A 9553-nucleotide genomic window follows, 5' to 3' on the forward strand; every position below is an offset into this window, starting at 1 on the left:
TGCTGCACACCCTCGCCCGACACGTCGCGCGTGATGGACGGGTTGTCGGACTTGCGGGAAATCTTGTCAATCTCGTCAATGTAGACAATGCCACGCTGGGCCCGTTCGACTTCATAATTGCAGCTCTGCAACAGCTTCAGCACAATATTTTCAACGTCCTCACCGACATAACCGGCTTCGGTCAAGGTGGTGGCGTCCGCCATGACGAAGGGCACGTCCAGCATGCGGGCCAGCGTTTGCGCCAGCAGCGTTTTGCCAGAACCGGTTGGGCCGATCAGCAGAATATTGCTCTTGGCCAACTCGACATCGTCCTTCTTGGCTTTTTCCTTGTGCCGCAAACGCTTGTAGTGGTTGTAAACCGCCACCGCCAGTGTCCGCTTGGCCGGTTCCTGACCAATGACGTAACTGTCAAGATTGGCCTTGATCTCTGATGGCGTTGGTAGATCGGCACCCGCGCCGCGCGCCTCGGTGCTGGCCGGCAATTCATCGCGAATGATCTCGTTGCATAGGTCAATGCATTCGTCGCAGACGAATACCGACGGCCCAGCAATCAGCTTCTTGACTTCATGCTGGCTTTTGCCGCAAAAAGAACAATAAAGAGTTTTTTCGCCGGAGGAGCCTTTTTTTTCGGCCATGTGAACTACGCCCTTTTAGTTACGACATAACTTGGGTACAAGTTAGTCTCCACTGAAACTCTGTTTTCGGAATGTTACCGAATGATACTCAAATAAAAATACTGCCGCTTGCGACAGAAAGCACCGCGCTCATGGCAAAACCACCCTGCCCTACGCCATGAGGGCGACGCCTGGTTACGCCCGCTTCGAGATGACCTTGTCGATCAGGCCATATTCCTTGCATTCGTCAGCGGACATGTAATAGTCGCGCTCGGTGTCCCGCTCAATGCGTTCCAGCGGCTGGCCGGTACGCTCAGCCAGAATTTTATTGAGCTGCTCACGTGTCTTCAAAATCTCACGGGCCTGAATTTCGATCTCGGTCGCCTGGCCCTGACTGCCACCCGATGGTTGGTGAATCATGACTTTGGAGTTGGGCAGGGAGAAGCGCTTGCCTTTGGCCCCGGCTGCCAGCAAAAACGCACCCATGCTGGCCGCCATGCCGGTGCACAAAGTAGACACCTCCGGCTTGATGAAGTTCATGGTGTCAAAAATCGCCATGCCGGCACTGACCGAGCCACCCGGTGAGTTGATATAAAAGGAAATATCCTTGTCCGGATTTTCACTCTCCAAGAACAGCAATTGCGCCACTACCAGATTGGCCACATGGTCGTTGACCGGACCGACCAGGAAAATCACGCGCTCCTTGAGCAAGCGCGAATAAATGTCATAAGAGCGCTCACCGCGACCCGATTGCTCAATCACCATGGGCACCATACCCAGGGCTTGCGTTTCCATTGCACCAAATCGCACGTTCATGTTTATTCCTAATCAGTTGAGGAAAGGGCTTCGCTAGGCTTCGGACTGCCCCACAGGGTTTCTCTTTTATGCCAGTACTGTATCGAAAAATACGATCCACAAAGGAAATGGGGCCTGGATACCAGACTACAAGCCCGGCACAAGCCCCATTGCAACCGCCCTCAGGCGGCTTTTCTCTTAGTTTTGAGCCATCAGCTCATCAAAGGACACGCTCTTTTCGCTGATCGTGGCCTTGGCCATCACGAAATCGGTCACATTGTTTTCAATCACAATGGCCTCCACCTCGGCCAGACGGTTGTTATCGCTGTAGTACCAGCGCATCACGTCGGCCGGCTTCTCGTAGCTGGCGGCCAATTCTTCAATGTGCGCCTTGATCTGCTCCGTCTTGGCTTGCAGACTGTTGGAGCGAACCAGCTCGGCCACCACCAAACCAAGTCGCACACGGCGTTCGGCTTGTGGGCGGAAAACATCGTCAGGAATCGGGGCCTTGTCGGCGTCCTTGATGCCGCGCTGCTTGAGGTCGGCGCGCGCCCCTTCGAGCAGGCGGTTGACTTCCGCTTGCACGCTGGTGTTGGGCAAGTCCAGCTCGGCCTTGCCCACCAGCGCGTCCATGACGGCGGCCTTGTTGCGGGCCAGCAGCCGGAACTTGACTTCACGTTCCAGATTCTTCTTGATATCAGCGCGCAAACCTTCGACCGTGGCGTCCGCGATGCCCAGGGACTTGGCCAGTGCTTCATTCACTTCAGGCAGATGGGCGGATTCGATCTTCTTGACGGTGACCATGAAGTCAGCCGTTTTGCCGGCCACATCCTTGCCGTGGTACTCAGCGGGGAAAGCCAGCTGGAAAGTCTTGCTTTCGCCAGACTTCATGCCGCGGGTGGCGTCTTCAAACTCTTTGAGCATCTGGCCATCGCCGACGATGAACTGGAAATCTTCGGCCTTGCCACCCGCAAACACTTCGCCGTCAATCTTGCCTTCAAAGTCAACGGTGACGCGGTCACCGTCTTGCGCCGCGGCGTCATGGGCGCGCTGGGCAAAGGTGCGGCGCTGTTTGCGCAGGATGTCAAGGGTTTTGTCAATCGCGCTGTCGGTGACTTCAGCCGTTATTTTTTGCACTTCGGCCGTGGCCAGATCGGCGATTTTGACTTCCGGATAGACCTCGAATATGGCGTCAAAAGCCATTTCACCTTCGGGCGAAGCCTCCGACTCGGTGATGCGGGGCTGGCCGGCCACGCGCAACTTGGCTTCGTTGGCGGCATTGAAAAACGCCTCGCCGACTTTGTCGTTCATGACTTCGGTGTGAACCGAGTAGCCGTAACGCTGCCCCACCACGTTCATGGGCACTTTGCCTGGGCGAAAACCGTCCATCTTGACAGTGCGTGCGAGTTTTTTCAGGCGCGATTCAACTTCAGACTGGATGCTGCCAACCGGCAAGGTCAGCGTGATTTTTCGTTCCAGTTTTTCCAGCGTTTCAACGATAACGGCCATAGTGATGCTCCTAAATTTATAAAACAGTTGGGGACAGAGCTTGCCGCTTGGCGGCGGCGGACTGTCCCGCAAATTCTCAGAATGGACAGAGCTTGCCGCTGTGCGACTGCGGACTGTCCCGCAAATTTTCACAAGTGGTGCGCGGGGGGGGACTCGAACCCCCACATCCTTGCGGACGTCAGGACCTAAACCTGGTGCGTCTACCAATTTCGCCACCCGCGCAAAAAAACAAAGGGGGAGGTCTACCCGACCACCCCCATGAAATAGGTCAACCTGTTATTTTAACCTGCTGCGGGCGCTTCCTTTTTTACCCGGAACCAGGCTGCGTACATGGCTGGCAAGGCCAGCAACGTCAATACGGTAGCGACAATCAGGCCGCCCATGATGGACACGGCCATCGGCCCCCAGAAAACCGAACGCGACAGCGGGATCATCGCCAGCACGGCGGCGGCGGCCGTCAACACGATCGGGCGCAAGCGCCGCACTGCCGATTCGACAATGGCATCCCACGCGGGGATGCCGCTGGCACGGTCCTGCTCGATCTGGTCAATCAGGATCACCGAGTTGCGCTGGATCATGCCCATCAAGGCAATCACGCCCAGCAAGGCGACGAAACCGAACGGTCGCCCCGACAGCAGCAAGGCGCTGGCAACGCCGGCAATACCCAGCGGTCCGGTCAAAAACACCAGCATGGCGCGGCTGAAGCTGTGCAGCTGCAACATCAGCAAGGTGAAGGTGATGAACAGCATGATGGGAATGCCGGCCACGATCGAGGCCGAGCCCTTGCTGCTTTCTTCCACCGCACCGGCCACTTCTATGCGGTAAGCGCCCATGCCTTTGGCTTTCCAGGCGGCCTCCAGCGCGCGCAGCTGGGGCAGCAACTCGGTGGTCACGGTGGCGCCCTGCAGGCCTTCCGCGATGTCGCTTTGCACCGTGATGGCGTAATCGCGGTTGTCGCGCCACATGACGCCCGGCTCCCAGGCAAAAACAGGCTTGGCAATCTGCGTCAGCGGAATCGACTTGCCGCTGGCCGTGGGCAGGTAGGCATTGGCGATGTCTGTCATGGCATTGCGTTCTTCCAGCGGTTGGCGCAGCACGATATCAATCAGCTTGTCGCCTTCACGGTATTGCCCGACGTTGCTGCCGACCAGAATCGTCTTGGACGCCTGGGCGATGGACTGACTGGTGACGCCCAGCGCCCGCGCCTTGGTCTGGTCCACCTCCAGACGGATCACCTTGATGAATTCATTCCAGTTGTCATTGACACCGCGCGTGTTGCGGCTCGCGCGCATCACGGCCTTGACCTCGTCGGCGCGCTCACGCAGCACCAAAGGCTCACCGCCCACCACCCGAAACTGCACCGGATAAGCGACCGGCGGTCCATTGGGCAATATCTTGACGCGGGCCCGGATTTCCGGAAACTCCTGCGCCATCAGCGTCGGCAACTGGATGCGCAGCGACTCGCGCAGCTTCAGATCTTTCGGCAAGATGATGAACTGCGACACATTGCTCTGCGGAAAAATAGAGTCCATCGGCAGATAAAAACGCGGCACGCCGGTCCCGACCCAGGTGCTCACGCTGTCCACGCCCGGCTCTTGCATCAAGCGGGACTCAATGCGTTTGACCGTCAGTTCGTTGGCGGCAAACGAGGTGCCTTCGGGGAACCAGACATCCAGCAGTACTTCGGGCCGGCTGGAATCCGGAAAGAACTGCTGCTGCACCCGGCCCATGCCGGCAATGCCCAAGGCAAAAGTCAGGAGCATGGCGCCGATCGTGATCCAGCGGTGCTGCACGCACCAGTTCACGGTCTTGCGAAAGGTGTTGTAGAAAGGCGTGTTGAACAGCTCATGGGGCTGGTCTCCGGCATCGTGTGGATTGACCTTGAGCAACAAGGTCCCCAGGTAGGGCACGAAGTACACCGACACCAGCCAGCTCAGCACCAAGGCCAGCACGGTGACGCCGAAGATGGCGAAGGTGTATTCGCCGGTGGCGGATTTTGCGATGCCAATCGGCAGGAAGCCGACCGCGGTAATGAGGGTGCCGGTCAGCATCGGCATGGCGGTGATCTCATAGGCGAAGGTGGCGGCGCGAACCTTGTCATAGCCCTCCTCCATCTTGCGCACCATCATCTCGACCGAAATAATGGCGTCGTCCACCAGCAGGCCCAACGAGATGATGAGCGAGCCGAGCGAAATCTTGTGCAGGCCGATGCCCCAGTAGGACATGCCCAAAAAGGTGACCGCCAGCACCAGGGGAATCGTGATGCCCACCACCAGACCGGGACGCATGTCCACGTAGTAGCGCCTGAACCAGCGTGTATTGCCGCTGCGTTTGTGCAGCCCGAGGCTGATGACACTGACGGCCAGCACGATCACGATCGCTTCGATCAGTACGCCAACAAACTCGTTGACCGACTTCGCCACCGCGGTCGGCTGGTCCTGAATATTCACCAGTCGAATACCGGCCGGCAGCGTGGCGCCAATCTGCCCGGTGGCGATCTTGAGCGCGCGGCCCAGGGCAATGATGTCACCGCCCTTGGCCATGGACACGCCCAGCGCCACCACCTGCTTGCCCTGGTGGCGTACCTTGACCGACGGCGGGTCGACATAGCCGCGCTTGATGACCGCGATGTCAGCCAGGCGCAACTGGCTGCCGCCGGCGCTGGTGCCGGCGCCGTAGCCAGTGCCCCGAATCGGCATGGCGCTGAGTTGCTCGACGGCCTCGAACTGGCCCGCCACCCGCACCTGGACCACGTCCAGCGGCGTCTGCACGGCGCCGGCGCCCTCCACTGCATTTTGTTGGGTCAGTTGCGCCAGCACCTGGTTCATGTCCAGGCCCAGCTGCGCCAGACGCTTTTGCGAGATCTCGATGTACAGCTTTTCGTCCTGTACGCCAAACAGTTCGACCTTGTTCACGTCCGTCACGCGCAGCAGTTTTTGGCGCACCTCATCGGCAAAGGTCTTGACCTCGGCCTCCGAGAAGCCATCTGACTCCAGCGCGTAGATAACGCCGTAGACATCACCGAATTCGTCATTGAAAAACGGGCCCTGCACGCCGCCGGGCAGGGTCTGGCGCATATCGCCGATTTTTTTGCGCACGGTGTACCAGATGCCGGGCACGTCCGCGGCTTTGGTCGAGTCCTTGAGCTGGAACAGGATGGTGGACTCGCCCGGCTTGGAATAGCTGCGGATCTTGTCGGCAAACGGCACCTCTTGCAAGGTGCGCTCGATCTTGTCGGTGACCTGCTCGGCCATCTGCTGCGCCGTGGCACCCGGCCAAAAGCTTCGCACCACCATGATGCGGAAGGTGAACGGCGGGTCTTCATCCTGTCCGAGCTGGAAATAGGCCGCCCCACCCAGCAGCATCAGCACAATCATCAGGTAGCGGGTCAGCGCCGTATGGTCCAGCGCCCACTTCGAGAGGTTGAATCCCGCTTTGCTTTGTTCTTGCTTCATGGTCGCCTCACTTGACCGGCTTGGCGCTGGCCTGCACGGCCAGGGCGGCCGCCGGTGCGGGCGCTGCTGTTGCTGTTGCAGAAGGCGCTACTGAATTGCTAGCTGCTTGCGCAATATTGACAGGGGCTACAGCGGTTTTTTCCTTGTAGATAGTGACCTTCTGACCCGGCGACAGCACATGCACACCGGCCGTCACCACCTGCATGCCGGGCTGCAGGCCGGCCGCCACCACCACCTCGTTGCCATCGGCCGTGGCGATTTGCACCGGCTGCAGTTTGACCGTCATGGTCGCGCTGTCCAGCACCCACACCGTGGACGCATTTGCGACCTGATGAAAGGCACTGGTGGGCAGCTTGATGACCGGCACACCGCCGCGATCAAAGGCTTGTGGCAGCACCGAGACCGTGGTCCCGAGCGCCAAATTGTCCTTGGGCGGCAAGGCCACTTTCACGCCAAAAGTACGGGTCACCGGGTCGGAGCTGGCCGCCACCTCGCGCACCAAGCCTTTGAGCGTGGTCTTGGTCGACCACAGCTGCACATCAACCGCAGAGCCGGTCTTGATCAGTGCCACCCGGTCTTCAGGCACGGCAAACACCACGTCGCGCGGGCCGTCCTGCGCAATGCGCACCACCGGCGTGCCGGCCGTCACCACCTGGCCCGGCTCGGCCTCCACCGCCGTCACCACGCCGGAGACGTCCGCCACCAGCGTGGTGTAAGACGCCTGGTTGCCCTGCCCCGACAACTGGGCCTGCGCCTGCTCCAGCTGCGCCTGGGCCGCCTTCAGGCTGGCTTCACGCCGCTCCAGCTCCGCGCCGCTGATGAAATTCTGTTCGCGCAGCGCCTTGTAGCGCTTGAAATCGGCGGCGGCCAGATCGCGGTTGGTGGCAGCAGCCACCATTTGCGCGCGTGCCGCGTCGGCCGCCAGTTTGTAGTCCTGCGGGTCGAGCTGCGCCAGCACTTGGCCGACTTTGACGCGCTGGCCGAGTTCGGCCTGGCGCCGCACGATCTTGCCGCCGACCCGAAACCCGAGCCGCGACTCCACCCGTGCCCGCACCTCGCCGGCAAATTCGGCACCGGAGTGCATGCTGTCCAGCCCGACCGTGACAACCTTCACGGCGCGGATCGGCTCCTCCGTGGGGACGGGCTTGGCGCAGGCGGCCAGTAACAGCGCGGCGATGATGAGCGTCGCCGCCGTTTGAATTGACTTGATCGGCATGATGAAAACCTAAGAAAGGGTCTGAACACGGGTCAAAATTATTTTAATGACCTATTGGTTAGTAATTTATGGCAAATGCGAATGCTTGTCAAGACGCGAAGCCGCCACGCCACAGTTGCGAGGCGGTTCCAGGGGTATTCGGGCACCGCGCCAAAACAAGCGTCGGGTGCTGACCGCTTGCGGGCAAAATCAGCGCACCATGCAGCACCCCGCACCCGCTTCCCCGCCCGCCCCGGTTTCGATCCAGCACTATGAAAACTTCCCGGTAGCGTCGTTCCTGTGCCCGGCGCATTTGCGCGCACCGATCGCCGCCATCTACCACTTTGCCCGCACCGCCGATGACATCGCCGATGAGGGCGACGCCACGCCGCAGCAGCGGCTGGACGAGCTGCAGGCTTACCGCCAGGACCTGATCGCCACCTGTGATCAGAACCCCACATTCAGCCCGCGCTGGGCGCCGGTATTCGGGCCGCTGCACCACGCCATTCAGACCCACCAGCTGCCGGTGCCGGCCTTGCACGATCTGCTGGATGCGTTTGAACAAGACGTGGAAAAAACGCGGGACCGAGCCGGCTACGCCAACCAGGCTGAATTGCTGGACTACTGCCGCCGCTCGGCCAATCCGGTCGGCCGGCTGCTGCTGCACCTGTACGGCGTGACCGACGCGCACGCCCTGCTTCTCAGCGATGACATCTGCACTGCCTTGCAGCTGATCAACTTCTGGCAAGACCCGAGCGTGGACATCCCCCGCGGTCGCTACTACCTGACGCAGGAGGACTGCGCCCGCTTTGGCGTCTTGCAGCCGGACATGCTGGCCTGCCGACAAACCGCATCTGCTACTAATTTAATAGCTGCTTGCGTAGATTCGGCGAGGGCTCGCATGAAAAATGGCGCTGCATTGGTGCACCGGGTGCCGGGCCGCGCCGGCTGGGAGCTGCGCCTGGTGGTGCAAGGCGGCCTGCGCATTCTGGACAAGATAGAGGCCCTGCAATTTGCCACCCTTGTGCAGCGCCCAACCCTGAAGTGGTGGGACGCACCGGTCATGCTGTGGCGCGCCCTATGGATGTGACAATAGGGCGATGACCCCAGAGCACTACGTCCAGCAAAAAGCCGCCGCCTCGGGCAGCAGCTTTTATTACGCCTTCCTGTTTTTACCCAAACCCCGGCGCGCCGCCATCACCGCGTTTTATGCGTTCTGCCGCGAGGTCGATGACGTGGTCGACGAGATGGTGGACCCCGGCGTGGCCAGCAGCAAGCTGGCCTGGTGGCAGGCGGAAGTGGCCCAGTCGTTTGCCGGCCAACCCAGCCACCCGGTGATGCAGGCCCTGATGCCGCTGACCGCCGACTACAAAATCGAGCAACGCCATCTGCAGGCGGTGATCGAGGGCTGCCAGATGGACCTGTCGCAAACCCGCTACCTCGACTATCCCGGTCTGCAGCGTTACTGCCACTTGGTGGCCGGCGTGGTGGGCGAAGTGGCGGCCAACATCTTCGGCCAGACGCTGGTGCAAACCACCGTTTACGCGCACAAGCTGGGCCAGGCGCTGCAGCTCACCAACATCATCCGCGACGTCGGTGAAGACGCCCTGCGCGGGCGCATCTACCTGCCGATGAACGACTTGCAGCAGTTTGACGTCAAGGCGCATGAAATCCTCAAGCGCACTTACTCGGAGCGCTTCACAGAACTCATGAAATTCCAGGCCCGGCGCGCCCAGGATTTGTACGACGAGGCCTTGGCGCTGCTGCCGCCAGCCGACCGCCGCGCCCAGAAACCGGGGCTGATGATGGCGAGCATCTACCGCGCCTTGCTGACAGAGATTGAGCGCGATAACTTTCAGGTGCTGCACCAGCGCGTCAGCCTGACACCCCTGCGCAAGCTGTGGCTGGCGTGGAAGGTGCAAGCCCTGGGCAGGATCTAGATGCCCCCCACGCTTGTCACTGCGTGTACTGCGCTGCCCCCCGAG

7 protein-coding genes and 1 tRNA gene are annotated in these 9553 nt (G+C 60.6%); 2 read left to right on the forward strand and 6 right to left on the reverse strand.

Annotated features, from left to right (window positions below; all coding sequences use genetic code 11):
- The 6 genes from clpX to B3V69_RS02300 all read right to left on the reverse strand — a co-directional run.
- The coding region (gene clpX / locus B3V69_RS02275) for an ATP-dependent Clp protease ATP-binding subunit ClpX (RefSeq protein ID WP_296443397.1) at positions 1–635 on the reverse strand (635 nt) is incomplete at its 3' end.
- Positions 636–809: 174 nt separating this feature from the next.
- Positions 810–1430, reverse strand: a complete 621-nt coding sequence (gene clpP, locus B3V69_RS02280; RefSeq protein WP_296443399.1) for an ATP-dependent Clp endopeptidase proteolytic subunit ClpP — start codon at positions 1428–1430, stop codon at positions 810–812.
- A gap of 177 nt (positions 1431–1607) precedes the next feature.
- Positions 1608–2918: a trigger factor gene (tig, locus tag B3V69_RS02285; protein WP_296443401.1), complete on the reverse strand. Its 1311-nt coding sequence runs from the start codon at positions 2916–2918 to the stop codon at positions 1608–1610.
- Between the two features lie 135 nt (positions 2919–3053).
- Positions 3054–3140 (reverse strand) — tRNA-Leu (locus B3V69_RS02290).
- Between the two features lie 59 nt (positions 3141–3199).
- Entirely contained in the window at positions 3200–6373 is a 3174-nt protein-coding gene (locus B3V69_RS02295; protein ID WP_296443403.1) for an efflux RND transporter permease subunit, read from the reverse strand.
- Between the two features lie 7 nt (positions 6374–6380).
- On the reverse strand, positions 6381–7589 hold the full coding sequence (locus B3V69_RS02300; protein WP_296443404.1) for an efflux RND transporter periplasmic adaptor subunit: 1209 nt from the start codon (positions 7587–7589) through the stop codon (positions 6381–6383).
- Positions 7590–7788: 199 nt separating this feature from the next.
- Between B3V69_RS02300 and hpnC the strand changes: the two genes are divergently transcribed.
- The gene (gene hpnC, locus B3V69_RS02305) at positions 7789–8658 is read left to right on the forward strand and encodes a squalene synthase HpnC (RefSeq protein WP_296443406.1); all 870 of its coding nucleotides are present in this window, start codon (positions 7789–7791) and stop codon (positions 8656–8658) included.
- Positions 8659–8668: 10 nt separating this feature from the next.
- Positions 8669–9508, forward strand: a complete 840-nt coding sequence (gene hpnD / locus B3V69_RS02310; RefSeq protein WP_296443409.1) for a presqualene diphosphate synthase HpnD — start codon at positions 8669–8671, stop codon at positions 9506–9508.
- The last annotated feature ends 45 nt before the right edge of the window (positions 9509–9553 follow it).

The sequence above is a fragment of the Rhodoferax sp. UBA5149 genome (assembly GCF_002413825.1).
In the GTDB taxonomy this organism is placed as follows: domain Bacteria; phylum Pseudomonadota; class Gammaproteobacteria; order Burkholderiales; family Burkholderiaceae_C; genus Rhodoferax.

Coding starts and splice junctions, on each gene's coding strand:
- clpP (WP_296443399.1), bottom strand. CDS start 1,430: ATGAACGTGCGATTTGGTGCAATGGAAACGCAAGCCCTGGGTATGGTG.
- tig (WP_296443401.1), bottom strand. CDS start 2,918: ATGGCCGTTATCGTTGAAACGCTGGAAAAACTGGAACGAAAAATCACG.
- B3V69_RS02295 (WP_296443403.1), bottom strand. CDS start 6,373: ATGAAGCAAGAACAAAGCAAAGCGGGATTCAACCTCTCGAAGTGGGCG.
- B3V69_RS02300 (WP_296443404.1), bottom strand. CDS start 7,589: ATGCCGATCAAGTCAATTCAAACGGCGGCGACGCTCATCATCGCCGCG.
- hpnC (WP_296443406.1), top strand. CDS start 7,789: ATGCAGCACCCCGCACCCGCTTCCCCGCCCGCCCCGGTTTCGATCCAG.
- hpnD (WP_296443409.1), top strand. CDS start 8,669: ATGACCCCAGAGCACTACGTCCAGCAAAAAGCCGCCGCCTCGGGCAGC.